This is a genomic window from Kutzneria sp. CA-103260, from assembly GCF_018263855.1.
Lineage (GTDB): Bacteria > Actinomycetota > Actinomycetes > Mycobacteriales > Pseudonocardiaceae > Kutzneria.
Window position 1 is genome coordinate 7,236,649 of sequence record NZ_CP073318.1, and the last position, 25,985, is coordinate 7,262,633.

Sequence of the window (25,985 nt, forward strand, 5' to 3'; positions counted from 1 at the left end):
ATTCCCCTTCCGCGCACGGCCGATGGGCATCGTAGCCACGACGGCCGACCCCCACCTGGTGCATTGCGTCACCGCGCCGGTGTTCCCCTAGTTGTCGACGCGTGTTCCGGCCCGGAACACCGCCGCCACGTCGGTCAGCGCGGCCAGGTCCACGGTCGGATCACCGCGCACGGCAAGGAGATCCGCGTCGAAGCCGGGGGCGATGCGGCCCTTGCGGTGGCCTACGCCACAGGATTCGGCGGCCAATCGGGTGACGGACGTCAACACCGAGACCGTCGAATCCTGGGTGAAGACCTGGAATTCCGGCACGCCGTGCGGCAGACAGTCGTGCGGTTTGTCGGAAATGACTCCGGCGTCGGAGGAACAGACCAGCCGCGCGCCCTTCCGTCGCACGTCGGCCAGGAAGGAACGCGCGGCGATGACCTTCGGCGACAGCGGGTTCCCGTTCGGCATGCGGCCGGCGGTGACGCCGATGTGGACACCGGCGGCGATGATCTCGTCGATGGTGGCCCAGTCGGGCTCGGCGCCGTCGGCGGTGAGGAAGGTGCCGTGCTCGATGCCGTCCACACCGGCCCGGACGGCGTCCCTGATGCCCGCGCCGCCATGGGCGTGGGCGGTGACCGGCAGGCCGGCGGCGTGGGCGGTCTCGACGACGGCCCGCAGCTGGTCCAGGTCGTACTGGGACTCGTGGGCGGCGCTGCCGGGGGTGATGCCGCCGCCGGTGGCCATGATCTTGATGACGTCCACGCCGCGCTCGACCCGTTCGGTCACCGCGTCGACCAGCGCCGACCGGTCCGCCGGCACTTCACCGCCGAGGAACCAGCAGTGCCCGCCGGGGCTGGTGATCGGCGGGCCGGCGGCCAGGATCTCCGGCCCCAGCGGGAGCCCGTCCCGGGCCTCGATCACGAGGTAACCTCGGTCACCGAGATCGCGAACGGTCGTGATGCCGGCTCGCAATGCCCGCATCGCGTGCACGCGCATCCGCTCGAGCACGACCTCGCGCGGCGCTTCGGCCATGTCCCGGGGGATGTCGCTGCCGGGCTCGAAGGCCAGGTGCACGTGCGCGTCCACCAAGCCCGGCAGCAGCGTGACATCACCCAGGTCGATCACCGGCACGTCATCGGACGGCTCGACGATGCGACCGCCGTCGACCACCACGGTCGCCGGGCCGTGGTGCAGCGTGTCGCCGTCGAACAGTCGCGCGCAGCGGAGACCGATCACGAAGCCAGCATGACACCGTCCGCCAGGTAGGTGTCGACGGCCTCGCGCCGGGCGGCGGCGTCCCAGGCCAGCCGGTCGCCGACCAGATCCGCGACCTGCTCGACTACGGCCCGGCCGCGCTCGGGGGCCTCGAAGGCGATGCGGGTCCGCCGGCTCAGCACGTCGTCGAGATCGAGCGCGCCCTCGTGGGTGACGGCGTGCACGATCTCGGCCGCCAGGTAGCCGTCGGTCACGTGCGCGGCCAGACCCGGGTCCGACCCGATCAGCTCGAACAGCTCGGTGACGGCCGAGCCGTGCCGGCGCAGCAGTCGCTCCACAGTGGACACTGAGAGGCCGTGCCTCGAGGCCAGTCCGATCCGGTCGTCCCACAGCTCACGGAAGCCGACCGCGCCGTGGATCGGCAGCCTGGCGGTGAGCGACGGGGCCACGCCGCCCAGGCCCTTGACCGCCACGTTGACCACGTCGGCGGCCATCACCCGGTAGGTCGTGTACTTGCCACCGGCCACGACGAAGTACCCCGGCTCGGGCGAGGCGACGGCGTGCTCGCGGGACAACTTGGCCGTCTCGCCGCCCTTTCCGGCCAGCAGTGGCCGCAGACCGGCGTAGGTGCCGACGACGTCGTCCCGGGTCAGCGGCTGCTTCAGCACCGAGTTCACGTGCTGGAGCAGGTAGTCGACGTCCTCGTCGGTGACGGTCGGCCGGTCGGGGGCGTCGGAGTAGGGCGTGTCGGTGGTGCCGATGATCCAGTGCTGGCCCCACGGGATGACAAAAAGCACGCTCTTCTCGGTGCGCATGATCAGCCCGGTCTCCAGGTCCAGCTTGTCCCGCGACACGACCAGGTGCACTCCCTTGGACATCTGGATCTTGAAGGCCGGGTTCTCCGGCGTCCACACCCCGGTCGCGCCGATCACGCGCCGGGCCCGGACCCGGATCTCGTTGCCGGACAAGGCATCCCGCACGACCGCGCCGGCGACCTGGCCGCCCTCGCGCAGCAGCTCGGTGACCTCGGCCCGGTTGACCACGGTGGCCCCGTGCTGGGCGGCGGTCCGCGCCACCATCATGGTGAACCGGGCGTCGTCGACCTGCGCGTCGTAGTACCGCACCGCGCCGGTCAGCGCGTCGTCCCGCAGGCTCGGCGACATGGCCAGGGCCTTGGTGCGGGACAGGTGCTTGTGCATCGGCACCGAGGTCGCGCCGCCGATGGTGTCGTACAGCATCAGGCCGGCGCCCACGTACGGCCGCTCCCATCCCTTGTGGGTCAAGGGGTACAGGAACGGGACCGGCCGCACGAGGTGCGGGGCGAGCCGCTTGAGCAGCAGCCCGCGCTCCCGCAGCGCCTCACGTACCAGCGAGAACTCCAGCTGCTCCAGGTAGCGCAGCCCGCCGTGCACGAGCTTGCTCGACCGGCTGGAGGTTCCCGATGCCCAGTCCCGCGCCTCGACCAGCGCCACGGACAGGCCACGCGAGGCGGCGTCCAGCGCCGCGCCGACGCCGACCACGCCGCCGCCTATCACCAGCACGTCGAACTCGGTCTCGGCCAGCGAGCGCAGCGCGGCCTCGCGGTAGCCGGCGTCCAGCCTTGCGGACATCGGGAACTCCTTCTAGTCGATCACTCAGCGCACGTCGTCGTCGACCCAGTCGAACGACTTGGTGACGGCCTTCTTCCAGTTGCGGTAGACGCGTTCCCGCTCGTCGGCGGCCAGTTCCGGCGTCCACCGCTTGTCCTCGGCCCAGTTGGCCCGCAACTCGTCCTCGCCGCCCCAGTAGCCCACGGCCAGCCCGGCCGCGTAGGCCGCGCCCAGGGCCGTGGTCTCGGCGACCTTGGGCCGCACCACCGGCACGTCGAGGATGTCGGCCTGGAACTGCATCAGCAGCTCGTTGCCGACCATGCCGCCGTCCACCTTCAGCTCGGTCAGCGCCACGCCCGAGTCGGCGTTCATGGCGTCGAGCACCTCGCGGGTCTGGAAGGCGGTGGCCTCCAGCACGGCCCGGGCCAGGTGTCCCTTGCTGACGAAGCGGGTCAGGCCGACCAGCGCTCCGCGGGCGTCGGCCCGCCAGTACGGCGCGAACAGCCCCGAGAAGGCGGGCACGAAGTACGCGCCGCCGTTGTCCTCGACGCCGCGGGCCAGGCCCTCGATCTCCGACGCGGAGCCGATCAGGCCGAGATTGTCGCGCAGCCACTGGACCAGCGAGCCGGTGACGGCGATGGAGCCCTCCAGCGCGTACACCGGGGCCTGCGAGCCGATCTTGTAGCAGACCGTGGTGAGCAGGCCGTTGTGGCTGGCCACCTTCTCCAGGCCGGTGTTGAGCAGCATGAAGTTGCCGGTGCCGTAGGTGTTCTTGGCCGTGCCGGGCTCGAAGCAGGCCTGACCGAAGGTGGCGGCCTGCTGGTCGCCGAGGATGCCGGTGATCGGCACGCCGCCGAGCACACCGCCGGCGCCGGACCCGTAGTTCTCCGAGGAGGAGCGGATCTCCGGCAGCATGGACAGCGGAATGCCCATCTCGGCGGCGATCTCGGCGTCCCAGGACAGCGTGTCCAGGTCCATCAGCATGGTCCGGGACGCGTTGGTCACGTCGGTGACGTGCACGCCGCCGTTCGGGCCGCCGGTGAGGTTCCACAGCGTCCAGGTGTCGGTGTTGCCGAACAGCAGGTCGCCGTTCTCGGCCCGCTGGCGGGCACCGGGCACGTTGTCCAGGATCCAGCGGACCTTGGGGCCGGAGAAGTAGGTGGCCAGCGGCAGGCCGACCTTGGCCTTGTAGCGGTCGGCCCCGCCGCCCAGCGCGCCGAGCCCGTCCACAATGGACTGGGTGCGGGTGTCCTGCCAGACGATGGCGTTGTACACCGGCTCGCCGGTCCTGCGGTCCCAGACCACGGCGGTCTCGCGCTGGTTGGTGATGCCGACGGCGGCCAGGTCGCCGATGTTAAGGTCGGCCTTGGCCAGCGCCTGGCCGATGACGTAGCGGGTGTTCGCGGTGATCTCGGCCGGGTCGTGCTCGACCCAGCCGGCCTTCGGGAGGATCTGCTCGTGTTCCTTCTGCCCCACCGAGACGATGGATCCGGCGTGGTCGAACACGATCGCCCGGGTGCTGGTCGTGCCCTGGTCGATGGCGAGAATGTGCTGAGCCATGGGGTTTCCTTCCGATCAGAACGCGAGGTGGGAGAGCACACCGGCGATGACGCCGCCGACCAGGGGGCCGGCCACCGGCACCCAGGCGTAGCTCCAGTCGGAGTTCTTCGGCTCCGTGGACTGCGGCTCACCCTTGTAGCGCAAGGGAAGGATGGCGTGGGCGATGCGCGGCCCGAGGTCGCGGGCCGGGTTGATGGCGTAGCCGGTGGGGCCGCCCAGGGAGGCGCCGATGCCGACCACCAGCATGGACACGGCCAGCGGGCCCAGGCCCGAGGGCGTCTTGCCGAACGACAGGATCACGAAGACCAGCACGAACGTGCCCAGCACCTCGGTCAGGAAGTTCCAGCCGTAGCTGCGGATCGCCGGCCCGGTGGAGAACACGGCCAGCTTCTTGGCCTCGTCCGGGTCCTCGTCGAAGTGCTTCTTGTAGGCCAGGAAGCACAGGCAGGCGCCGAGGAACGCGCCGACCATCTCACCGGCCAGGTAGACCAGGGTCGAGCCGAAGCTGACCGCCACGCCCGGGGCGTACGTGCTGGCCCCGCTGCTCAGGATGCCGATGGTGACCGCCGGGTTGAGATGCGCGCCCGACTTGTAGGCCACGTAGACGCCGGCCATCACGGCCAGCCCCCACCCGAAGTTGATCAGAAGCCAGCCGCCGTCGAAGCCCTTGGACTTCACCAGCAGCACGTTGGCCACCACACCGGCGCCGAGCAAGATCAGCAGTCCGGTGCCGAGCACCTCGCTGAGGAACACCGCTCCGAGTGACACCCACTCCTCCATTCGTCATTGAACGGCCGACTCACCCCCAGTGAGTGAGGGGAACGTAAGCAGCGGAAACGGGCCGCTCAACGGGCGTCGGTCGACAATGTCGAACGGTGACCTGGGCCACAGCGTGTCCGACCGGTTACTGTCCGGCTGGTCCGCCTCTCGGACGCCCCGTGGCCGGGGCCGTCCCACCACCGGGCGTTCGACATTGCCGACAACGAGCTCGTTTGATTAGCTGACGCCGTGCCCGGCCCCATCCAGTCCATCGAGCGCGCCGCCGCCATGCTGCGGCTGCTGGCGCGCGGCTCCGGGCAGTACGGGCTGGCCGAGATCGCCGCCTCCCTCGGCCTGCCCAAGGGCACCGCGCACGGCATCCTGCGCACCCTGCAACGGGTCGAATTCGTCGAACAGGACCAGGAATCCGGCCGCTACCGGCTGGGCGCTGCGCTGCTGCACCTGGGCTCCAGCTACCTAGACGCCAACGAGCTGCGCTCGCGGTCGATCAACTGGGCCGACACGCTGGCCGCCCGCAGCGGCCAGGAGGTGCGCATCGGCGTGCCCCACGACGGGGCGGTGCTGGTGGTGCACCACGTGTTCCGGCCCGACGACACGATGCAGACGCTGGGCGTCGGCGCGATGCTTCCGTTGCACGCCACCGCGTTCGGCAAGGTGCTGCTGGCCTTCGACGCCACCCTGGCCCGGGACCGCGAGCTCACCTCGCTGACCCGGCGCACCATCGTCTCGCCGCCGGCCCTGGAGCGGGTGTTGGCCCAGGTGCGGTCCGACGGCTGGGCCAGCGAGGCCGAGGAGTGCATGCCGGGCGAGGCCGGCATCGCCGCGCCGATCCGCGCCCCCGGCGGCCTGGTGGTCGGGGCGATCGGCGTTTCCGGCGCGGTGGAACGGATCTGCGACTCGGCCAACCGGCCCAAGCCGGCACTGGTCGGTCACGTGCGCAGCGCGGCCGAGGCCGTCTCCCGGGCGTTGAGCGACTGAGCGGGGATCATGGCGCAACGGTATGTGATGGCCATCGACCAGGGCACCACCTCGACCCGGTGCATCCTGTTCGACCAGAGCGCCCGGCTGGTCTCGGTGGCGCAGCGGGAACACCGCCAGCACCACCCGCGGCCGGGCTGGGTGGAGCAGGACGCGGTGGAGATCTGGCGCAACGTGGACCGGATCGTGCCGCAGGCCCTGCGCGACGCCGGCATCTCGGCCGAGCAGGTGGTGGCGCTGGGCATCACCAACCAGCGCGAGACCGCCGTGGTGTGGGACCGGCACACCGGGGTTCCGGTGGGGCGGGCCATCGTCTGGGAGGACATCCGCACCGAGGAGCTGGTGGCGGAACTGGCCGCGCGTCCGGAGAGCTCGGGTATCCGCGAGCGCTGCGGCCTGCCGCTGGCGACGTACTTCTCCGCGCCGAAACTGCGCTGGCTGCTGGACAACACGCCGGGGCTGCGGGATCGGGCCGAGCGCGGCGACGTGCTGTTCGGCACCATGGACACCTGGCTGATCTGGAACCTGACCGGCGGGGCCAGCGGCGGCCTGCACGTCACCGACGTCACCAACGCCAGCCGCACCATGCTGATGAACCTGACCTCCCAGGCCTGGGACGCCGAGCTGCTGTCCTTTTTCGACATTCCGACCCGGATGCTGCCGGAGATCCGGCCCTCCACCGAGATCCGCGGCGTCACCAGCCGGGTCGTGCCCGGCGTGACGATCGCCGCCGCGCTCGGCGACCAGCACGCGGCGCTGTTCGGGCAGACGTGTTTCGCCCGCGGCGAGACCAAGTGCACCTACGGCACCGGCGGCTTCCTGCTGATGAACACCGGCCACACGCCGGTGAAGTCCGAGCACGGCCTGCTCAGCACCATCGGCTACCAGCTCGGCGGCGAGCCGGCGACCTACGCCCTGGAGGGCTCCATCGCCGTCACCGGCTCGCTGGTGCAGTGGTTCCGGGACAAGCTGGGCCTGATCCAGAGCGCCCCCGAGATCGAGACGCTGGCCCGCACGGTCAGCGACAACGGCGGCTGCTACATCGTGCCGGCGTTCTCCGGGCTGTTCGCGCCGCACTGGCACAGCGAGGCCCGCGGCCTGATCGTCGGCCTGACTTCCTACATCGGCAAGGGACATCTGGCCCGCGCGGTGCTGGAGGCCACCGCCTGGCAGACCCGCGAGGTGGTGGACGCCATGACCGCCGAGCTCGGCGTGCCGTCCAAGGCGCTGAAGGTCGACGGCGGCATGACCGCCGACCACCTGCTCATGCAGACCATCGCCGACGTGCTGGACGTGCCGGTGCTGCGGCCGATGGTGGCCGAGACCGTCTCGCTCGGCGCGGCCTACGCCGCCGGGCTGGCCGTCGGCTACTGGCCCGACCTGGAAGGCCTGCGCCGGAACTGGCATCTCGCGGCCCGCTGGAATCCACAGTGGAACGCCGAGGACCGGGAAGCCGAGTACGACAACTGGAAGCGGGCCGTCGAGCTCACCTTCGGCTGGGCCAAACCGCGCCGCCGGCAGTGAGGCCGAACGCACGCTTGCGACGAAGGCTCGGCCGGATAGGGTTGGCAGCACGGGATTCGGGGGGAATCCGACGTCGCCCTGACGTCACTCCCGGATCAGGTGGGGAAAGCATGTCGATACGTGCTGTAGTGCTGGCTGCCGCCCTGACGGCGTCGGCTCTGGTGACGGTGGTGGCGCCCGCGTCTGCGGCGGCCATCGGCGGCAAGTTCGTCCCGGCGGCGCAACGGGTGCTGGACACCCGTGACGGCACCGGCGTCCAGGTCGAGGGCGACCACCTGGTGGTGGACCTGAGCCATGTGGTGGATCCCGGCTCGACAGCCGTGGTGCTGAACGTCACCGGCGCGGACGCCAACGTGGACAGCTTCGTGACGGTGTGGCCGCACGGGCAGGCCCGGCCGGGCACCTCCAACCTGAACGTCTCGCGCGGGCAGACCGCGGCCAACCTGGCCACGGTCGGGCTGCCGGCGCCCGACGAGCGGGTCGACCTCTGGGTGCACGGCGACCTGGGCGTGGTCGTGGACGTCGCCGGCTTCTACAGCCCGACCCGGGGTTCCGGCTTCCTCAGCTTCAGCCCGCACCGCCAGCTGGACACCCGCACCGCGGGCGGTCCGGTCGGGCCGGACGGGACCACCGTGCTCGACCTGACCAAGGAGCCCGACTTCGTCACCGCGGTGGCGCTCAACCTGACCGCCACCGACACCACCGACAACACCTACGTCACGGCGTGGCCGGACGGCTCGGACCGGCCGGCGGTGAGCTCGATGAACGTGGGTCCGGGGCAGACCAGGGCGAACATGGTCATCGTGCCGCTGCCGCCGAGCAGGAAGATCAACCTGTACAACCACTCCGGCCGCGTGAACCTGATCGCCGACCTGTCCGGGATCTACGTCAAGGACGGCGGCAACTCGTTCTACAGCGTGCCGCCGAAGCGCGTGGTCGACACCCGGGACAGCGCCCCGCTGGAAGCCGGTGGCGTGCTGAACGTCAACCTGGGCGACTACTGGTACGCGGTGGTGAACATCACCGCCACCAACGCGACGGCCAACACCTTCCTGACCATCTGGGACCCGCAGCGGGACCCGCGGCCCGACGCCTCCACGCTCAACGTCGGCCCCGGCGAGACGGTGCCGAACATGGCGGTGGCGTCGGGCACCAACGGCGTGTTCTCGGTGTACAACCACCTCGGCCGGGTCGACGTCATCGTCGATCTCGCCGGGTACTTCGGAAGCTAGGGATCTCCAGCCGCCGCCAGGTGGCCAGGAACACCAGCGCCGCGACCGCCGATCCGACGGACGCGAACAGGGACCCCGACAGGTAGAGCAGCCAGGTGTTGTCCCGCAGGGTCGCGTCCAGGCCCTCGCGGGACAGCGTCGACCACAGGAACACCACGCCCAGACCCAGCACCAGCAGGGTGAAGGCGACGGTGAGCAGCACGAACAGGACGCGCAGGGTCCGACTCCGGCCGTCGTGGTGGCGCACCAGCCCGCGCCGGGCCAGCCACCACGACGCCAGACAGCCCAGCGCCAGCGCGATCGCGTCGGCCGCCAGCGTGTCGGACACACGGTGCCACTTGGCCACCACCGTGTACTCCCCGATGCCGACCGCCCAGGACATGGCGAAGAACATCGCCACCCCGCGCCACCGGTAGGGCACCACGATCAGCGCGGCGAACAGCACCGTCATGGCGATCGTGGTGTGCCCGCTGGGCAGGCTGTTGGCCGCGTAGTGGCCGGACACCTGGACCAGCGGCGGCCGCGGCAGCACGAAGCGCTTGAGGCTCTGGGTCACCACCTGGCCGGCGACGATCACGCCGACCGCGGCCACCGCGAGCTCCCAGCGGCGGCGCAGCAGGCCGATCAGCGCGACCACCACCACGGACACCGCCAGCGAGTAGACGGTGATCTGGTTCAGGTTCTTGTTGGCGTCGTTCACCTCGGAGACGCTGAGCTGGTCGGCGCCGCGCAGGGCCCCGTTCTCCAGCGCCTGTCCGACGGGCGTCAACACCGCGAAGACGTAGATCGCGACTGCGACGAGAACACTGAGCACAGCGACGTGGAGCCACCGGCGAGCGGGAATGTCGGACACCTGAGCAAACCTCTCGTGAGCGGCGGCCGCATGGTATCCAGAGTGGACTAGCGCGCCCGCATCGCCGCCACCATGGTCGACCCCGCCCTAGGCACCTCTTACTATCTCGCTCGGCTTTCCAGCATTTATTCTTCCAATAGTAAGTGATAGCGTAATATCTGTGGAGCCAGAGCGTCGACTGGACATCGCCCGCGTCACACGCCAGGGCGCTGCTCGCCTGGCCCGTCGCCTGCGGGCCGAGCGCTCTCCCTCGCCGCTGAGCCCGGGCAAGATCGGCGTGCTCGCGCACCTCGCCCGCTTCGGGCCGGCCACCCCCGGCGACATCGCCGGCCGTGAACACCAGCAGCCGCAGTCCCTCACCCGGCTGTTGGCCGAACTGGAGGCCGACGGGCTCCTCACCCGCACCCGCAGCGCGGTCGACCGCCGCCAGTCCCTGCTCCAGCTCACCTCGGCCGGCCGCGACGCCCTCGACGCCGACCTCTCCTCCCGCGACCGCTGGCTCGCCGCCGCCCTGGCCGGCCTCACCGACGCCGAGGCCGAGCTCGTCGGCCTGGCCGCGGCGCTGATGGACCGCCTCGCCGACGCCACCCCCGAGCCGGAGAGACCCGCCACCCCCGAGTGAAGGTGAACCCCTTTCACCATCACCGTCCGGATGGCGCTAGGGTGTGCCGCCGTGGAGATCAGCCACTTGCGCTACCGCGTTCCCCCGACCGGGCTCACCGGGCGGTGCCGGCCATGACCCGCGGCCAGACGCGCATCGTGATCATCACCGCCGTGGTGCTGGGGCTGTTCTGCCTGGGCATGGTGTTCTGGGCGCTGACCCGGTCCCCCGATCCGGTCGCGGAGCCGGTGCCCCATCCGACGACCTCCGCCCCGCCGACGTCGTCGACGGCCGCCACCACGACCACCACGACGACAACCACGACGGAGCCGCCGACCACGACGTCTCGGCCGCCGGTCAAGGCTCCGGTCGCGCCGCCGAAGACCACCACGCGCCCGCCGGCCACCACCGCTCCCCCGGCGACCACGGTCAACGGCCTCTGCCAGGCCGACCAGTGGCAGCGCGACGCCCAGTACAACGGCGGGGCCCTGGTTCTGCACAACGGGGCCGAGTGGTTTGCCCGTTCGTGGAACTACAACTCCGAGCCCGGCAACAGCGCGGACGACGTCTGGGTCCGCGCCTTCAACTGCTGACCGGAAGTCCGGTCGATAGGCCGGAAATCCGGTCCACACAAGGGCGCTTGGCCGAAAGGTAAGCGATTCCTGCCCTCTTGGCGTGACGATAGCGTTGGCGCGCACCGCGTCGGGCGGCATCGTCCATTTCGGTCACGGCGGTGTGAACCGTGGTCGCGATCCGCTCGTGTTGACGGTGGCGCGACCGTGAAGTGAGAAGCCAAGAGGAGTGTTCAGCGTGAGGAAGATGCTCGTCCGCGTGGCGATCGGCGCGGTGGCGCTGTCCACGGTTGCGGGATGCGGTCAGACCCTGACCATCGGTGGCCAGCCGGCGAGCACCACACCCGCGTCCAATGCGGACATCCAGCTGGTGGGCGGCCCGGCCCCGGCCACGTCGAGCACGCCGGCGCCGCCGGTGGCCTCGATCCCGCTGGGCAGCCTGTCGGCCCCGCAGACCGTGCAGCTGACGGCGAAGAGCTCGCCGCTGGGCACGATCGTGACCGACAAGGACGGCCGGACGCTGTACCGGTTCGACAAGGACTCTCCCAAGCCGCCCACCACCACATGCACCGGCGGCTGCCAGACGACCTGGCCGCCGGTGATCATCCAGCAGGGTGGCAAGGTGTACGCCGACGGCGTGGACAAGTCGGTGGTGGGCACGGTGAAGCGTCCCGACGGCTCGACCCAGCTGACCATCGGCGGCTGGCCGCTGTACCGGTTCTCCGGCGACCACGCGGCCGGCGCCACCTTGGGCCAGGGCGTGAACGGCACCTGGTTCGCGATCGCCCCCGACGGCAAGAAGGCGTCCACCGCAACCAAGGACGACCAGAACGCCAACGCCGGCCCCAAGACGATCCTGACCGCGCAGAAGTCGGCCCAGGGCCTGGTGGTCTCCGACGGCGGCGGCCACACCATCTACGTCAACTCGACCGACCAGTCCTCGCCGTCCGCGGTGAAGTGCACCGGCGCGTGCAGCAACGGCTTCACGCCGGTGCCGGCCGGCACGGGCAACATCCAGATCAAGGGCGTCGCACCGTCCGATGTGGGCAGTGTGAAGCGCCCCGACGGCAGCACGCAAATGACCCTGGTCGGTTTCCCGCTCTACACCAACCCGAAGGACACCAAGGCGGGCGACACCGCCGGCAGCGGGGTGCAGGGCTGGTTCACCATCTCGCTCGACGGCGACCACCAAGGCTGAAAGGCGCACAACCCCATGGCGGACATCCAGATCCCCGGGGACGACATCGAGTCGGCCCGGGACAACATGCGGCAGGTCATGGACCTGTTCGACAGCTCCAACACCTCCCAGGCCAACATCGCCGCCGCGGTGGGCAACGACAAGCTGGTCACCGACGCGGCGCACGAGTTCGACAAGCGCTGGAAGGACGGCCACACCCAGCTCAAGGACGAGGGCCAGGCCATCATCGACGCGCTGAGCAAGGTCATCGACACCTTCACCGACACCGACAACAAGATCGGCGACCAGCTCACCGCGGGCAGCTGAGAGGACGACGACGATGACCAGCACCGAGCCGACCCTGGCCCGTCCCACCGGGTTCAGCCTGACCGTGCCCGACCACTGGGCACGGTTCGACCTCGACGACGCCCCGCTCTCGCGGGCCCGCAGCGCCGCCCTCAAGGCCGTCCGCGACCCCGTCGAGCGCATCCAGCTCGACGACCTGTTCCGTCAGGCCCGGGCCATCAACAAGGCCGCCCGCCGCCGGGGCGCGCTGTGGGGCGCCGGCACCGCCACCGCCTACCAGGACGCCATGTTCCTGGGCCACGTCATGGTTTTCGGCATCGACCCCGGGGCCGACACCGACATGAGCCTGCCCACCCTGACCAAGCAGCTCTCCCGGGACGCCGCCGACGGCGTCACCGTCGAGCGCGAGGTCAAGCCGGTCGTGCTGCCCGCTGCGGGCGAGGCCGTGCGCATCGTCGGCACCGAGCGGGTCACCGTCACCGCCGACGTCTCCGTGGACATGCTCACCATGCAGACCCTGGTCAAGGTCCCCGGCGGCGGCACCGACCAGTTCCTCATCACCTGCTGCAGCCCCAACCTCCCGCTGGCCGACGAGGTGTACGAGCTGTTCGAGGCCATCTCCGCCACCTTCCGCTTCGCCTGACCGCAAACCCCAAGGCCGGCACCGAACCACGGTGCCGGCCTATCCCTTACCCTCGCGAGTCCCGCTCTGGAGCAAGCGAAAAGCAGGTTCCGGACAGTGCCGGAACCTGCTTTTCAGGTGCCTGAGAGCGGGACTCGCGGGGTTACTTGCGGAAGCCGGGGCCGCCGGTGATGTGGCGGATCACCGGCGCTCCGGTGGGGCCGCTGGCCGAGCCGGGCAGGGCGGTGGTGGCGCCGTCGGCGATGGCGGTGCCCACGTCGCCGTTGTCGTCCTTCTCGTCGTTGCCGATACCGACGGCCACACCGACCTGGGCCGACTGGCTGCCGACGTTCTGGATGACCCCGTTGGCGGCATCGAAGCCCTTCCGCCCCAAGGAGCCCTCGTGGCTGAAACCCGGGTCGTCGGGCGGGCCATTCGGGTCCACGGTGGACGGCTTGCCGTCGCTGGCGGCGAGCGGGGTGTCGTCCGCCGGCGACGTGCCTCGGCTCTGTGGCGGCCCGTCGGGCGGAGTGACCCGGACGCCCGGCCCGCCCTCGGGCGGGGTCACTGTGATCTGCGGCCCCTCGGCCGGCTGGGCAGGCGGGGCAGGCGGAGCGGCGGGCGGAGCGGTCGGCGGCGCAGTCCCGGCGGCACCCGGGTCGGCGACGCTGTCCGGACGGGTGTCGGCGCGCGGCGGGGTCAGGCCGTCGCCGGTGGGCCGCGGCACGGTGTTGACGGCCGGGGCGTCGGACGGCGGCGTCACGTGGATCGACGGCGGCGAGTTCACCGCGGCCGAGTCGGCCACACCGTCGGGACGGGTGTCGGCCTTGGGCGGGGTGAGCCCGCCGTCGGACTTGGGGGCGGTGGTGATCGGCGGGGCGTCGCCCTCGGCCGGGCTGACCTTGACGCCGGGCACGTCAGGGTCCTTGAAGATCGCGCCGTCGCCGACCTTGAGCGCGCCGCCGATGCCCCCGGCGGCCAGCGCGCCGAGACCGATCTGCTCGAACTGCTTGAGCGTGAACTGCTTGCCGGACAGGGCGTCGTTGATGCCGGTCGAGGCGAGCCCGGTGCCGAAGCTGATGCCGCCCTGGATGCCGAAGCCCTTGGCGAAGTTCTTGGCCACCTGCTTGGCCCCGTCGGCCAGGCCCTTCGTCGCGAGGTTGGGGCTGGCCTCGAAGATGAGCTTGCCGACGCCGGGAATGCTCTTGCCCAGCGAGTTGACCGTGCTCAGCCCCTTGGCCACCGCCGGCAGGAACTTCGCGGCCACGCCGAGCCCGCCAAGCGCGAATCCGGCGAGGCCAGCGACGAACGACCCGACGTCGAAGTGGCCGGTGGATATGGTGTCCAGCACGGTTGTCCCGATGAACGCGGCCGCGCCCAGGGCCAGCCCCACCACCGGGAAGAACACCGTGGTGATGGCGATGGCCACGTCGATCAGGATCTTGATCAATGGGTTGTGCTCGAAGAAGTCCAGGAACTTCTGGAAGAAGCTGCGCTCGGGCACGGTGGACACGTCACCGAGCTGCTTGTTGAACGTGTGCCCGGCCTGGTCGCGCAGGTCCTTGGCGTCCTGGGCCAGCCTCTTGGCCGCGGTCAGGTCGGCGTTGGCCTGGTCGATGCTCTGCTGCTGGGACTTGGCCGCGCTCTGCTGCTCGGGCGTGGCGTCGGCCGGCGGTGGGGTGACGGTCTGGGCCGCAGTGCCGGCCACCGACTGCGCCTGGTCCATGGCCCGGTCGAGCTGGCTCTGCGCGTCCGACAGCGACTGGGCGTAGGTGTGGTACACCTGCGCCGCGCCGTGGAACGAGTCCGCCGTCTGCTGGAGCTTGGGCGGGTACTTGCTGCCGATGACAGTGCGCAGCGCGTCCATGGTCTTGCCGGTGCCGTTGGCCATGGCGTTGCCCCGCAGGGCGTCGAACGCGCTCTGGGCGTCGTCGCCGAGCGAGGTGTAGGTGGGGACGATCTGGTTCAGGATGACGTCGGGATCCCCGGGGGTCGGGTCGGAGCCGAACCCGAGGACCTCGAAACCGCTGGTATGGCGCCGTGCCACGAGAACCTCCTCAGAGTGTGGTGTTGGGGACCTGCACCGCGATCAGCCGGTTGTCACCCAGGTGCAGGTAGGCCCGCCCGGGCCGGGGCTGCTGTCCGATGACGCCACGGGGCAGCCGCACGCCGATGGCCTCGCCCTCGGTGATGGCCTGCGGCGCGATGATCAGGCCGGTGCGGTTGCGCCGGATCTGCGCGGCCCAGCCGCCGATCGCGGTGGACAGCGCGTCAGCGTTGCCGGCCGCGATCAGGCCCCAGCCCTCGCCGGCCGCACCTCGGGCCAACGCGGCCAGATCGGAGGCGACTTCGGCTTGCAGCAACAGTTCCGCGTCGTCCAGCACGACCACGCCGGTCGGCTGGGTCACGCCGCGCAGCGCCTGCCGGAAGTCGGCCAGCGGCACGTCCGGATCGGTGAGCACGCCGGCGACGTTGGGCAGCCCGGCCAGTTCCCGCAGCGGGGAACGCCGTGGGGCCAACACGAGCACGCCGGTGCCGGCCTCGATCAGCGACCGCGCCATGGTCAGCAGCGCGGTGCTGCGGCCGCTGCGCGGCGAGCCGGCGATCATGAACGTCGAGGTCTGGCTGAGGTCGGTGCCGATGCCGGTGACGCTGTCGCCGCCGACGCCGACCAGCGCCCACATCGGGCCCGGCCGCGGACCGGACGCGGCGACCGCGCCGGCGTAGTCGATCTCGTCCGGCAACGCCATGAGCCGGTACGGGCGCAGCTGCGCCGGCACGTCCGCATCACGGGCGGCCAGCTTCGCGGCGACGTCGGCGATGGCCGTCGCCTGCCCGGAGCCGGAGATGTCCGGCGGGGTCGAACCCGTTGGCAGCACGGCGATCTGCACCTCGACGCCGTCGGAGGCGCGCAGGGCCCGGCCGGGCGGCAGGGCGTCGGGCACGTCCTTGACCCGGATGCCGAACATCGACCAGTCGGCGGCGTCGTTGACCCGCAGCACGATCTTGTCCTCGGTGGTGGAGGCGTACCGGCTCGATCCCAGCACCCGGTCGCCGGTCAGCACCATGTGGATGCCGACGCTGGCGCCGTCCCGCAGCAGCGACAGGAACCGATCGAGGTAGCTGCCGTTGTCGAAGCTGGCGAAGTCGCGGTCGTACACCTCGAACCGGTCGACCAGCACGACGATGTGCGCCGGCCGCTCGGCGGGCGCGCTGCGCTCCCGGAGCTCGGCCAGGTCGGCCACGCCGCGTGCGCCCAGAAGTCCTTGGCGCGTGCGGAGTTCTTCGCCGAGACGGTCGAGTAGCCGGCCCAGCCGCTCCGGGCTGCGGTGGTCGACGACCGCGCCGCAGTGCGGCAAATCTTGCAGTGCCCGCAAAGCACCGTTGCCGCAGTCGATGGCGTACATGTGCAGGTCGGCCGAGCTGTGCGCGGAGGCCAGCGCGACGGCGAGGGTGCGCAGCGCCTGGGACCGGCCGCTACGGCCGGCGCCGCCGATGTGCAGGTGCCCGGAGCGGTCCAGGTCCAGCACCAGCGGCACCTGGGCCTGCTCGGCCGGCAGGTCGATGACGCCCCAGGCCACGACCGGCAGCCCGGTTTCCTTGACCGGCGGAGCCGGAACCTCGTCCAGCGGCAGGACTTCCGGCAGCGGCGGCAGCGAAGGGCTGGGCTGACGCGGGATACCGGCGGCCTGCGCGGCCTCGGAGATCGAGCTGACCAGCACCGCGATGTCGGTGAGCACGCCCTCGCTCTGGCCACCGCCGGCGGCCTTCACCCGGACCACCGGTTCGCCGATCTCGGTCCAGCTGATCTCGCTGAGCTGCACGGTCGACGGCCGGGAGGCGGCGGCCGCGGTGCCGGGGCGGCGACCGCCGATTCGCCCGGCCTGGAAGGGAAGCAGCGCGGCGGCGCTGAGCCGGGCGTAGGCACGGCCCGGGGTGCGCGGCGACAGCTCGCCGGAGTCCGGGGCGTCGATGATGTCCCGGCTCTCGCCGGTGTCGGTGGTGCGCAAGGCGATCCGGAGGTTGGTGTTGGCCCGGATGTCGGCGGTCACCGCGCCGGACGGCCGCTGCGTGGCCAGCACCATGTGGATGCCCAGGGACCGACCCCGCTGCGCGATGTTGACCAGGCCGGGCACGAAGTCCGGCAGCTCGCGGATCATGGACGCGAACTCGTCCACCACGATCATCAGGCGTGGCATGGGTGCCAGCGACGGGTCGCGCCGGCGACGGTCGGTGTAGTCGATGATGTCCTTGGCCCCGGCGGCGGCCAGCTGCTGCTCGCGGCGGCGCAGCTCGGCCCCGAGCGAGACCAGGGCCCGCTCCACCAGGTGCGTGTCCAGGTCGGTGACCAGGCCGACGGTGTGCGGCAGGTCGGCGCACTCGGCGAAGGCGCTGCCGCCCTTGTAGTCGACCAGCACGAACGTCATCTCGTCGGGCCGGTTGACCACGGCCAGCGTGGCCACAAGTGTTTGCAGCAGCTCGGACTTGCCGGAGCCGGTGGTGCCGGCGATCAGCGCGTGCGGGCCGTCCCGGACGATGTCCACGGCGAACTCGCCGTCCAACCCGGCCCCCAGCAACGCCCGGGTGCTACGCGGCTGGGCGATCCACCGGGCCCGGATGGCGTCGGCGTTGGGCGGCTCCAGGTCGAGCAAGTCCAGCAGCCGCGCGGAGTTCGGCAGCGCGGAGTCCTCGTCGTCGCCGCCGGCCCGCAGCGAGGCCAGGCCCCGGGCCACGTGGTCGTACCAGGCGGGCGAGGGCAGATCGGGGCGCAGACCGGCGACGTCGGGCCGGTTCTGCACGCGTAGGCGCAGCGCCGGGCCCTCGGCGAGGATCAGCGCGCGGCACTCCTCGGGCAGCAGCCGGGGGTCGGTGTCGACGCAGATGCTGTACACGCCGACCGACGGGCCGTCCCGCAGCAGTCCGATCACGCCGGGCAGGGCGCGCAGCCGACGAGCGCCGTCCAGCACGACCAGAATGTCCGGCGCGCCAACGGTGTCGTCCGAGGAAGCGGCCTTGGTCGCGGTGCGGGCGGCGATCAGCGCGGTCAGCTCGGCGACCCGGCGGGCGATGGACGCCGTGGAGTTGCCGATCAACGCATACGCGTCCTCGCCCTGCGGCTGGGTGTGCGGCAGCCAGCGGCTCCAGCCCCACACCGCCTCGCTCTGCGCCGCCGGCGCACCACTGAGGATCATGATGCGCAGGTCGACCGGGCTGTGCAGCACGGCGGCCTCGGCCACCAGCCACTTGGCGTGGCCGATGTCGCCGACCAGGCCGACCACACCGGCCGTGCGGATCGGCACGGTCGCCGGAACCTCGGTCAGCAGCGGCACGTTGGTGCGGCGGTTCTCGTCCTGCGACGGGTCTTCCACCTGCACCTGCGAGGGAATCGCGCCGGTGCCGATGCGCAGGTCGAGGAAGTCCATGTCACGCCAACGGCGTTCCCACAGCCGGTCCGACGGCGTGATGGCGGTGGCCTGCAACGCGGCCGGGTCCGGATGGGCCAGCCGGCGCGCGTGCTGCTCGGTCAGCAACGCCATCTCGATGTCGCTGCCGATGCGCTCCATGGTCTCGTCGTACGTCTTGACGCGGCGGTCGTAGTCCTGCTGCGAGCGGCGCTTGCTGCCGGACCGGGTCAGCAGCGCGCCCAGCGGCGACAGCAGGCCGATGAAGATGAGCTTCCAGTTGCCGCTGATGGCCACCGTGACGATCGCGGCGATCACCGGCACCAGCAGCACCGTGATCAGCGAGACCGGGGCCTGCGGCGGGTCGCCGGGCTTGGCCGGGTAACGGAACCGGGACTGCGCGGTGGGCGGCACGAAGCGGGGCGGGCGGTTGAACTCGCGGCCGACGCCGTCCTCGCTGATCGTGATGGACGCGCGCGGCCGGGTCACCGGGGCGATCTCGATCAGCGTCGCGCCGACCGACACCTGGCTGCCCAGCAGCCACGGCGTGGCCTTGCCCGGTTCGAGCTCGTCGCCGCCGAGCTTCACGCCGGAAGTGCGGGCCTCGACGTGGATCTCGCCCTGCGCGGTCACCCGGACCCGGGCCGCGACTTCAGGCGCGGGGCCGGGAATCCACAAGCGACACCCCGGCCAGGAGCCGAGGTCGTACTCGCCGACGAGCAGGCGGTAGATCGTGCCCGCGCCGGCGCCACCGACCACGCGGATCTCCACCACGCCAGCGGGTTCGTCGCCGTCCGGGCCGGGCGCGCCGATGCTGAGCGAGACGCCGTCACGCAGACCGGCGGCGGTGAGGGTGGTGCGGGGATCCAGCGGCGCCGCGCCGTGGAAGAGCGGGGCGTTGGGCGGCAAGCCGCGCACCCGGGCGAGCTCGCCGGCCAGCGCGGCAACCGGGAGCGAGGGCTCCGTCTCGATGGTCACCGGCGTCGCACCCGGCGAGCCCGGATCGAGAAGGTTGATGGTGAAACGCACGGTTTCCTCCGGGAACGGGTGGGACGCACGGCGCCACGAGGGGCGGCGCCGTGCGTCCACAGGGGATGATCAGTTCGACGGCAGCGACGAGCCCAGCTGGCTGTCGGTGTTGTCGAACGCGTCACCCACGCTCTTGACGTACTGCCCGATGCCCTGCAGGGACTGGTTGACCTGGTCGAAGCCCTTGGCGAACTCGTCGAAGAAGGGCTGGAACTTCTGCTGCGCGGCCGGGGTCTTGTAGCCGTCGCTGAGCAGGTTCTGGATCTTGCCCCGGACCTCGGTCAGCTTGTCGGTCAGCTGCGAGAAATCGTTGAGCAGAGCGCTGGAGGTCTGCGCGGTGGTGTCGCTGTTGACTGCGAAGTCGGGCATGTCACGTCCTCACTGGATGGTTCTTCAGATACGGCGCTCGGTCGCGCTCCGCCATGGACACGGATGGATGCGCGAAGTAGTTCAATCGACTTTGAAGAGATGCGCTGAACCGGTCGGCGCGATATTACGTGTCACGATCGCGGCTCCCGCTTGGGGCCCAGAGAATTGGAGGCGACCCCGATGACGTGTCCGTCCGCGCGCCGGGCAGGCGGTCCGCCAGGGATCCTCGGTGGACTCCTGGCCGCCCTGCTGGCCGTGCTCGCCCTGACCGCCGGCCCGGCCGTCGGGGCGGCGAATGCCCAGGACAACGGCCTGATCAAGGTGTACGTGGTGAAGTCAGCCGCGGACAACAACGGGGTCGCCGACACCCTGCCGGAAATCGCACAGCGCACGCTCGGCAACGCTGCGCGATCATCCGAGATCTTCGACCTGAACAAGGGGCGAACGCAGTCGGACGGCGCCTCTCTTACCACACAGAACCAGCCGCTGAATCCGGGCTGGATATTGCGCCTGCCGGCCGACGCGTCCGGTCCGTTCGTGCAATTCGGAAGGGACAACGGTACACAGTCGGCGGGCGTGGACGAGGGTGTCCAGATTCCCGTGGTCCTGGCCGTAATTGGCGGCGTGCTGCTGCTGGCGCTGACCCTGCTCATTCTCCTGCGCCGGCAGGCCGGCCGGGCCGCGCGGCGGATCGGCCGGTCGGTGAGCGCCGTCGGCGCACGCCTGGCCGCCCCCGGCCGCCGCCGTCGCGCACGCAAGGTGCGCCAGCAGCTGGCCCGGCAGTGGCAGGGCGACACCGCCGGCCCGGGCGCGGTCCGGGCCGCGCTGGCCGAGGCCACCCGGGCGTTGTCGCCGGCCATCGCTGGCCCCGTCGCGGCCGACCTCACCGCCGACGCCGTTCGCGTGCTGCCGGCGCCGGACGTGCCGCCACCGCCCCCGTGGCAGGCCGACGGCGAACGCGGCTGGTCCCGGCCACGGTGGACGAACTACGCGGCCAATCCGTCCGATGTGGACTTCCGCCCGGTGCGGATCGGCGGCTCGGTCGACCGCCAGACCTTCGTCGACCTCAGCTACTGCGACAGCGTGGTGGCGTTCGGCGGCGACCCCACCACCGCCGACGAGGTGCTGGGCGCGCTGCTCAACCAGATCACCACCTACCACCCCGATCTGCGGGTCGCGGTGCTCGGCGCGCTGCCCGGCATGCCCGAGCGGGTCGGGCAGTTCCGGCACAGCAGCGAGCTGGCCACGGTCATCGGTCCGCAGCGGCCGGTCTTCGACACCCCAGTCCGGGCGGCCGCGCAACGCCACCGCCTCACCGGCGTCGTCGCCGTCCCGGCGTCCGCGCCGCAGACCGAAAGCGCCGAGGTGGCACGGCTTTGTGGCACGCGGGGCAGCACCTGGCTGGCCCTGATCGTCGGCGACGTTCCCGGCGCGCACTGGCGTTGCCAGGTCCATCGCGACGGCACGATGGACCTGCCCTGGCTGGACCGCACCCTCGTGGCCACGGCGTGACGGGCGGCCGATCATCCGTCCACTATGGATGGATGATCGGCTGCTCCCGCAAGGCGTTGAGCACCAGGTTCACCGCGGCCCGCCGCGGTGAACCCCGCCGCACGACAGCGGTGATCGTGCGGCTGACCGGGGACGCCAGTTCCCTGGTGACGACCCGATATCGCGGATCCACGGCCAGTTCCGGCAGCAGCGCGACGGACAGACCGGCCTCGACGTGTTGCAGCGTCATCAGGTAGTTGCTGAACCGGCAGGCCACCCGCGGCTCGAAGCCCGACTCCCGGCACAGGCGCAGCGTCAGATTGGCCATGTAGGAGTGGGGGATGTCCAGCGCCCACGGCTCCCCCGCGTAGGCCGACAGCTCGGCCGGGCCGCGCGGCATCGGGCGGTCCGGCGAGGCCACCAGCACCACCGGATCGGTGGCCAGCGGCACGATCTCCAGATCCGGGCCCAGCGGCAGCTCGACGAAGTCGGTGGTCGTGATGATCACGTCGGCGTCGCCGCCGCGCAGCGTCGGGATGCTGGCGTGCGGCTCCAACTCCAGCAGTTCGACGTCCAACTGCGGGTGCTCGGCCGCCAGCCGCGTCACCGCCGGCAGCGCCAGGGTTCGGATCGCGCTCTGGAACGCCCCGAGCCGCACCAGGCCGGCCGGCTCCTCGCGCAGCCCCCGCAACTCGGCCTCGACCGTGTCCATGTGATCGAGGATCGCCCGCGCCCGCCGCGCCAGCATCTGCCCGGCCGGCGTCAGCCGCACCCGACGGCCGGTGCGCTCCAGCAGCCGGGTCCGGGTCTCCGTCTCCAGCACCGCCAGTTGCTGCGACACGCTCGACGCGCTCAGGTTGGCGTCCTGGGCCACCGCCCGGATCGTGCCCAGCGTGTCCAGCCGGCTCAGCAGCCGCAGCCGCCACGGGTTCAGCATGGCCCTATTGTTCGGCAGAACCGTACAGCCAAACCGGATTTGTGAGCTGGACGTGTCGCTCACGCTGCTCCTACCGTCAAGCCATGGCTGATTTCTGGGCAGACGCCGACCGACACCTGATCCGCTACGCCGGCCGGGCCGACTTCACCCGCGAGATCATCGACCGCGCCGAGGGCAGCTTCGTGTTCACCGAGGACGGCCGGAAGATCCTGGACTTCACCTCCGGGCAGATGAGCGCCATCCTGGGCCACTCGCACCCGGAGATCGTGGCCACGGTGCGGGAGCAGGCGGCGAAGCTGGACCATCTGTTCAGCGGCATGCTCAGCCGCCCGGTGGTCGACCTGGCCCGGCGGCTGGCCGAGACGTTGCCGATGCCGCTGGAGAAGGTCCTGCTGCTGACCACCGGGGCCGAGTCCAACGAGGCGGCGCTGCGGATGGCCAAGCTCGTCACCGGCGGGCACGAGGTGGTGTCGTTCGCCCGGTCCTGGCACGGCATGACCCAGGCCGCCGCCGGGGCCACCTACAGCGCCGGCCGCAAGGGCTACGGCCCGAACGCGCCGGGCAACTTCGCGCTGCCGGCGCCGGTCGGCCCGGACTGGCGGCAGCAGCTGGACTTCGGCTTCGAGATGATCGACGCCCAGTCGGTCGGCAGCCTCGCCGCCTGCCTGGTCGAGCCGATCCTCAGCTCCGGCGGGGTGATCGAGCCGCCGGCCGGCTATTTCCTGGCCCTGCGGGAGAAGTGCCGGGAGCGGGGCATGCTGCTGATCCTCGACGAGGCGCAGACCGGCTTGTGCCGCACCGGTTCCTGGTACGCCTTCCAGCGCGACGGCATCGTGCCGGACATCCTCACCCTGTCCAAGACCCTCGGCGCCGGCCTGCCGCTGGCCGCGGTCGTGACCAGTGCCGAGATCGAGCAGGCGGCCCACGACCGGGGCTATCTGTTCTTCACCACTCACGTCTCCGACCCGCTGCCGGCCGCCGTCGGCAATGTGGTGCTGGACGTGCTGGTCCGCGACGGCCTCGACGACCGGTCCCACTACCTGGGTGGCCTGCTGCGCAAGGGACTGGACGAAATCGCCGGCCACCACGACGTGGTGGCCGACGTTCGGGGCCGGGGACTGCTGGCTGGTCTGGAACTCGTCTCCGACGATCTCGGCCAGCGGGTCACCCGCCGCTGCCTGGAACTCGGGCTGCACATGAACATCGTGCAGCTGCCGGGCATGGGCGGGGTGTTCCGCATCGCGCCGCCGCTGACCGCGTCCGAGGAGGAGATCGACCTCGGTCTGTCCATTCTGGACTCGGCGATCGGCGATGTCGCCTAGGCCTGCGCGCGGTTGCGGCGGGCCCGCAGCAGCAGGACGGCCGACAGGGACAGGCAGACCACCCAGGTGACCGGGCTGGCCTCCGGGCCGAACGAGCCGCCGGTCAGCCAGTCCGGGCCGGTCAGCACGGTGTGCAGCAGGCCGGTCTGCTCGGTGCCGGAGTTCTGCACGCCGAAGAAGTTGCCCTCGGCCACGTCCCAGGCGCAGTGGATGGCGATGGGCAGCCACAGCGAGCGGGAGGCCAGGTAGGCCGAGGCCATCAGGGAACCGCCCTGGATGGCGATGGAGAGCAGGCCGAGCAGGCTGGCGTTGGCGTTGACCGCGTGGGCGAAGCCGAAGATCAGGCAGGACAGCACGAACGCCACCACGATGTTGGCGCGCTCGGAGAGGATGCGGAAGACGACGCCCCGGAACAGCAGTTCCTCGTTCACCGCCACGCTGGCCATGGCCCCGAAGCCGCCGACCAGGGCGCCGAACGAGCCCCAGCCGACCGACCAGCCGCCGAGGATCCCGATCAGCGTGATCCCCACCGTGAACGCGGCGAAGCCGAGCCCGAAGCCCTTCACCAGCGACGACCACCGGCCGGCCCGGGGCAGCTCGGTGATGCTGGTCCGGGCCTCGACCTTCCGGGAAAGCCAGGCGTAGCAGGCGATCGCCGCGGCGGCGGTGCCCAGGCCCATCAGCAGGGCCAGGATCGGCACGTCCTCGACGGCCATGTTCAGCAGGCGGGTGATCACCAGCACCGCCGCCATCGCGACGATCAGCACCGGCACCCGGAAACTGCGCAGCCGGCGGCGGGCGGTCGACAGCTCGGCGGCGGGGAGGAGCGCGTCGTTTGTCATGCCGGAAACGTTAGGAATTTCCGCGGCCCGCCCCATCCCCCTGCAACCGACAATCGGCGGTAGCTCCCACGGGGGACAGCGTCAGGGATTGATCACCGTGCCGAACGCCGCGACCACGTCGGGCGGCGAGGACGTGACGTACATGTCCTTGGGCGGGGGCGAGTCGTCGAGGGCGCTGGACCAGTGGATCGTGTCCGGGCAACTGGCGCCGCCGATCTGGACCGCCTTGTCGGTGATCAGCTTCCCGGTCCGCAGCTCGTACGCCTTCACCGGCACGGCGATCTTGTGGAAGGTCACGTCGGTCGGGATGGTGCTGAAGACCCCGCTCTCGGCCGTGTACGGGCAGGTCTGCACCGGGTCGCCGTAGTCCTTGGTGCCGGCGCAGATCACCACCACGGCCTGCGCCGGATCGCTGACCTGCCAACCTCCCGGCAGCTCCTGGGCGTACTCGTCGGTGCCGTAGATCAGCGACGGGTTGACGCCGTGCCCGTACGCCGGGGCGGCGCTGTACTGCGCCGGCTGGCTGCAGTAGGCCGGCTGGCCGTCGGTGGTGTCCGCGAGCAGGCGGCGGACGTTGGCCAGCTCGATGGCCTGTGTGGCCTTGGTGACCCCGTCCTGGGCCTTGGCCGTGAGCGCGTTGCCCGGGTACTGGTCAAGCAGTTGCTGGTAGCGCTTGCGGGCCGTTTCCCAGTCATTGCTGGACATCAGGTTGTCGCCGCAGCCGACCAGCGCGTCCGGGGCCACCTTCGGCACCACCGCCGCCGACCGGTCCAGGTCATTGTGCGTCGGCTTGCGCTGGCGGAGCCAGTCGGTGACTGCGGCGGCGTGACAGGGGTCCTTGCCGGGCAGGCCGGCCAGGAAGCCGCTCAGCGCCACGTCGACCATCTTCTCGTGGCCGGGCAGATCCGCCAGCACCGCGCCGAGGCCGTCGAAGCCGGCCTTGAGGGCGTTGCTGTCGCCGGTCAGGCCGGTCGTGAGCTTGCTACGGGCCACATCCAGCCGCTGACACGCCTGCACGGCCAGATCACCGTCGGCGGTCGACGGGGCGTCGGCGAGCCGGTTGCCCAGCCACACCCCATCCATCGCGGTCAGCGCCTGCTCGCAGTTGCCGCTCTGCCGGGCCTGCGCCACAGTCTGGCCGATCGTGATGTCGTCGAACCGCAGCAGGCCGAAAGCCAGCAGCACCAACACCGTCACCACCAGCGCCACCGCGCGCTGCGGCCACCACAGCACCACCCCTCGGGTCCGGCCGCCGGCCAGGAACCAGCCGTGCCCGATGAGGACCAGCCACCACAACAGGATCAGGATCTCGAACGCCAGTGTCGGCACCGTCGTCACCAGCAGCGCGAGCAGACCCACCGTGATCACCAGGGTGACCACCGCCAGCCGCGGCCGGCCCAGCATGAAGTAGCCGACGCTCAACAGAGACGCGTTGCCCACCGCGACCGCCACCGGATCGTGGGACCGCGGCGTGGGTGTCGGCTCCGGCTCGGGCGGCGGGTAGGCCGTGTACTGCTGCTCGAAAGGCGGGTAGTCCATCGCGGTCCCCCTACTTGTCGCCGTGGTCGACGTTAGCCGTGTCCGGGACGGCGCCGCGGG

General features: G+C 71.2%; 21 protein-coding genes. 10 read left to right on the forward strand and 11 right to left on the reverse strand.

Translation table 11 applies throughout. The annotated features are described in order from the left end of the window. Nucleotides 1–87: 87 nt before the first annotated feature. Genes JJ691_RS31850 through JJ691_RS31865 form a run of 4 tightly spaced genes read right to left on the reverse strand, consistent with a single transcriptional unit; the run spans nucleotide 88 to nucleotide 5,117 of the window. Nucleotides 88–1,221, reverse strand: coding sequence for a metal-dependent hydrolase family protein (locus JJ691_RS31850; protein ID WP_211763278.1), 1,134 nt, complete (start codon nucleotides 1,219–1,221; stop codon nucleotides 88–90). Next, nucleotides 1,218–2,810 carry a glycerol-3-phosphate dehydrogenase/oxidase gene (locus JJ691_RS31855; protein WP_211763279.1) on the reverse strand — a complete coding sequence of 531 codons (1,593 nt, stop codon included), beginning with the start codon at nucleotides 2,808–2,810 and terminating at the stop codon, nucleotides 1,218–1,220. The genes JJ691_RS31850 and JJ691_RS31855 overlap by 4 nt, the downstream gene beginning before the upstream one ends. Before the next feature lie 24 nt (nucleotides 2,811–2,834). Then, nucleotides 2,835–4,349, reverse strand: a complete 1,515-nt coding sequence (glpK, locus tag JJ691_RS31860; protein WP_211763280.1) for a glycerol kinase GlpK — start codon at nucleotides 4,347–4,349, stop codon at nucleotides 2,835–2,837. A 15-nt stretch (nucleotides 4,350–4,364) separates the two neighbouring features. After that, nucleotides 4,365–5,117: an MIP/aquaporin family protein gene (locus JJ691_RS31865; RefSeq protein ID WP_249227147.1), complete on the reverse strand. Its 753-nt coding sequence runs from the start codon at nucleotides 5,115–5,117 to the stop codon at nucleotides 4,365–4,367. Nucleotides 5,118–5,357: 240 nt separating this feature from the next. On the opposite strand from JJ691_RS31865, the gene JJ691_RS31870 reads away from it, so the two are divergent. From JJ691_RS31870 to JJ691_RS31880, 3 genes are all read left to right on the forward strand, one after another. Next, the gene (locus tag JJ691_RS31870; protein ID WP_211763282.1) at nucleotides 5,358–6,107 is read left to right on the forward strand and encodes an IclR family transcriptional regulator; all 750 of its coding nucleotides are present in this window, start codon (nucleotides 5,358–5,360) and stop codon (nucleotides 6,105–6,107) included. A 9-nt stretch (nucleotides 6,108–6,116) separates the two neighbouring features. Further along, nucleotides 6,117–7,631 (forward strand): glycerol kinase GlpK, encoded by a 1,515-nt coding sequence (gene glpK / locus JJ691_RS31875; protein WP_211763283.1) that lies wholly within the window; start codon nucleotides 6,117–6,119, stop codon nucleotides 7,629–7,631. Between the two features lie 110 nt (nucleotides 7,632–7,741). Further along, nucleotides 7,742–8,863 (forward strand): hypothetical protein, encoded by a 1,122-nt coding sequence (locus JJ691_RS31880; protein WP_211763284.1) that lies wholly within the window; start codon nucleotides 7,742–7,744, stop codon nucleotides 8,861–8,863. Here the strand turns inward: JJ691_RS31880 and JJ691_RS31885 are convergent. Next, entirely contained in the window at nucleotides 8,829–9,716 is an 888-nt protein-coding gene (locus tag JJ691_RS31885; protein ID WP_211763285.1) for a phosphatase PAP2 family protein, read from the reverse strand. The two genes, JJ691_RS31880 and JJ691_RS31885, sit on opposite strands and share 35 nt — an antisense overlap. Nucleotides 9,717–9,876: 160 nt before the next feature. Between JJ691_RS31885 and JJ691_RS31890 the strand changes: the two genes are divergently transcribed. The 5 genes from JJ691_RS31890 (at nucleotide 9,877) to JJ691_RS31910 (ending at nucleotide 13,015) form a co-directional block, all read left to right on the forward strand. Continuing rightward, nucleotides 9,877–10,338 carry a MarR family winged helix-turn-helix transcriptional regulator gene (locus tag JJ691_RS31890; RefSeq protein ID WP_249227148.1) on the forward strand — a complete coding sequence of 154 codons (462 nt, stop codon included), beginning with the start codon at nucleotides 9,877–9,879 and terminating at the stop codon, nucleotides 10,336–10,338. Between the two features lie 113 nt (nucleotides 10,339–10,451). After that, nucleotides 10,452–10,910, forward strand: a complete 459-nt coding sequence (locus tag JJ691_RS31895) for a hypothetical protein (RefSeq protein WP_211763286.1) — start codon at nucleotides 10,452–10,454, stop codon at nucleotides 10,908–10,910. Between the two features lie 226 nt (nucleotides 10,911–11,136). Then, nucleotides 11,137–12,087: a hypothetical protein gene (locus JJ691_RS31900; protein ID WP_249228294.1), complete on the forward strand. Its 951-nt coding sequence runs from the start codon at nucleotides 11,137–11,139 to the stop codon at nucleotides 12,085–12,087. A 15-nt stretch (nucleotides 12,088–12,102) separates the two neighbouring features. Then, a complete protein-coding gene (locus tag JJ691_RS31905; RefSeq protein ID WP_211763288.1) occupies nucleotides 12,103–12,393 on the forward strand; it encodes a hypothetical protein in 291 nt (96 codons plus the stop codon). Between the two features lie 13 nt (nucleotides 12,394–12,406). After that, nucleotides 12,407–13,015, forward strand: coding sequence for a hypothetical protein (locus JJ691_RS31910; RefSeq protein ID WP_211763289.1), 609 nt, complete (start codon nucleotides 12,407–12,409; stop codon nucleotides 13,013–13,015). Between the two features lie 142 nt (nucleotides 13,016–13,157). On the opposite strand, the gene JJ691_RS31915 is transcribed toward JJ691_RS31910, so the two are convergent. From JJ691_RS31915 to JJ691_RS31925, 3 genes are all read right to left on the reverse strand, one after another. Then, nucleotides 13,158–15,041 (reverse strand): hypothetical protein, encoded by a 1,884-nt coding sequence (locus tag JJ691_RS31915; RefSeq protein WP_211763290.1) that lies wholly within the window; start codon nucleotides 15,039–15,041, stop codon nucleotides 13,158–13,160. 10 nt (nucleotides 15,042–15,051) lie between these two features. Further along, a complete protein-coding gene (locus tag JJ691_RS31920) occupies nucleotides 15,052–19,425 on the reverse strand; it encodes an FtsK/SpoIIIE domain-containing protein (protein ID WP_211763291.1) in 4,374 nt (1,457 codons plus the stop codon). 69 nt (nucleotides 19,426–19,494) lie between these two features. Beyond that, nucleotides 19,495–19,794 carry a WXG100 family type VII secretion target gene (locus tag JJ691_RS31925; protein WP_211763292.1) on the reverse strand — a complete coding sequence of 100 codons (300 nt, stop codon included), beginning with the start codon at nucleotides 19,792–19,794 and terminating at the stop codon, nucleotides 19,495–19,497. Between the two features lie 180 nt (nucleotides 19,795–19,974). Between JJ691_RS31925 and JJ691_RS31930 the strand changes: the two genes are divergently transcribed. Then, a complete protein-coding gene (locus JJ691_RS31930) occupies nucleotides 19,975–21,306 on the forward strand; it encodes a hypothetical protein (protein ID WP_211763293.1) in 1,332 nt (443 codons plus the stop codon). Between the two features lie 22 nt (nucleotides 21,307–21,328). Here the strand turns inward: JJ691_RS31930 and JJ691_RS31935 are convergent, their stop codons facing one another. Beyond that, nucleotides 21,329–22,222 carry a LysR family transcriptional regulator gene (locus JJ691_RS31935; protein WP_211763294.1) on the reverse strand — a complete coding sequence of 298 codons (894 nt, stop codon included), beginning with the start codon at nucleotides 22,220–22,222 and terminating at the stop codon, nucleotides 21,329–21,331. Nucleotides 22,223–22,305: 83 nt separating this feature from the next. Between JJ691_RS31935 and JJ691_RS31940 the strand changes: the two genes are divergently transcribed. Further along, nucleotides 22,306–23,544 (forward strand): aspartate aminotransferase family protein, encoded by a 1,239-nt coding sequence (locus JJ691_RS31940; RefSeq protein ID WP_211763295.1) that lies wholly within the window; start codon nucleotides 22,306–22,308, stop codon nucleotides 23,542–23,544. Here the strand turns inward: JJ691_RS31940 and JJ691_RS31945 are convergent. Both JJ691_RS31945 and JJ691_RS31950 read right to left on the reverse strand, forming a co-directional pair. Then, nucleotides 23,541–24,386 (reverse strand): CPBP family intramembrane glutamic endopeptidase, encoded by an 846-nt coding sequence (locus JJ691_RS31945; protein ID WP_211763296.1) that lies wholly within the window; start codon nucleotides 24,384–24,386, stop codon nucleotides 23,541–23,543. The two genes, JJ691_RS31940 and JJ691_RS31945, sit on opposite strands and share 4 nt — an antisense overlap. 81 nt (nucleotides 24,387–24,467) lie before the next feature. After that, complete coding sequence (locus tag JJ691_RS31950; protein ID WP_211763297.1) at nucleotides 24,468–25,925, reverse strand: hypothetical protein; 1,458 nt, start codon at nucleotides 25,923–25,925, stop codon at nucleotides 24,468–24,470. Nucleotides 25,926–25,985 lie beyond the last annotated feature (60 nt).

What these genes read in the sequence shown, in the direction of transcription:
- JJ691_RS31900 (WP_249228294.1), top strand. Translation starts at nt 11,137, where the DNA reads ATGCTCGTCCGCGTGGCGATCGGCGCGGTGGCGCTGTCCACGGTTGCG.
- JJ691_RS31940 (WP_211763295.1), top strand. Translation starts at nt 22,306, where the DNA reads ATGGCTGATTTCTGGGCAGACGCCGACCGACACCTGATCCGCTACGCC.
- JJ691_RS31910 (WP_211763289.1), top strand. Translation starts at nt 12,407, where the DNA reads ATGACCAGCACCGAGCCGACCCTGGCCCGTCCCACCGGGTTCAGCCTG.
- JJ691_RS31925 (WP_211763292.1), bottom strand. Translation starts at nt 19,794, where the DNA reads ATGCCCGACTTCGCAGTCAACAGCGACACCACCGCGCAGACCTCCAGC.
- JJ691_RS31930 (WP_211763293.1), top strand. Translation starts at nt 19,975, where the DNA reads ATGACGTGTCCGTCCGCGCGCCGGGCAGGCGGTCCGCCAGGGATCCTC.
- JJ691_RS31950 (WP_211763297.1), bottom strand. Translation starts at nt 25,925, where the DNA reads ATGGACTACCCGCCTTTCGAGCAGCAGTACACGGCCTACCCGCCGCCC.
- JJ691_RS31895 (WP_211763286.1), top strand. Translation starts at nt 10,452, where the DNA reads ATGACCCGCGGCCAGACGCGCATCGTGATCATCACCGCCGTGGTGCTG.
- JJ691_RS31855 (WP_211763279.1), bottom strand. Translation starts at nt 2,810, where the DNA reads ATGTCCGCAAGGCTGGACGCCGGCTACCGCGAGGCCGCGCTGCGCTCG.
- JJ691_RS31905 (WP_211763288.1), top strand. Translation starts at nt 12,103, where the DNA reads ATGGCGGACATCCAGATCCCCGGGGACGACATCGAGTCGGCCCGGGAC.
- JJ691_RS31935 (WP_211763294.1), bottom strand. Translation starts at nt 22,222, where the DNA reads ATGCTGAACCCGTGGCGGCTGCGGCTGCTGAGCCGGCTGGACACGCTG.
- glpK (WP_211763283.1), top strand. Translation starts at nt 6,117, where the DNA reads ATGGCGCAACGGTATGTGATGGCCATCGACCAGGGCACCACCTCGACC.
- JJ691_RS31945 (WP_211763296.1), bottom strand. Translation starts at nt 24,386, where the DNA reads ATGACAAACGACGCGCTCCTCCCCGCCGCCGAGCTGTCGACCGCCCGC.
- glpK (WP_211763280.1), bottom strand. Translation starts at nt 4,349, where the DNA reads ATGGCTCAGCACATTCTCGCCATCGACCAGGGCACGACCAGCACCCGG.
- JJ691_RS31880 (WP_211763284.1), top strand. Translation starts at nt 7,742, where the DNA reads ATGTCGATACGTGCTGTAGTGCTGGCTGCCGCCCTGACGGCGTCGGCT.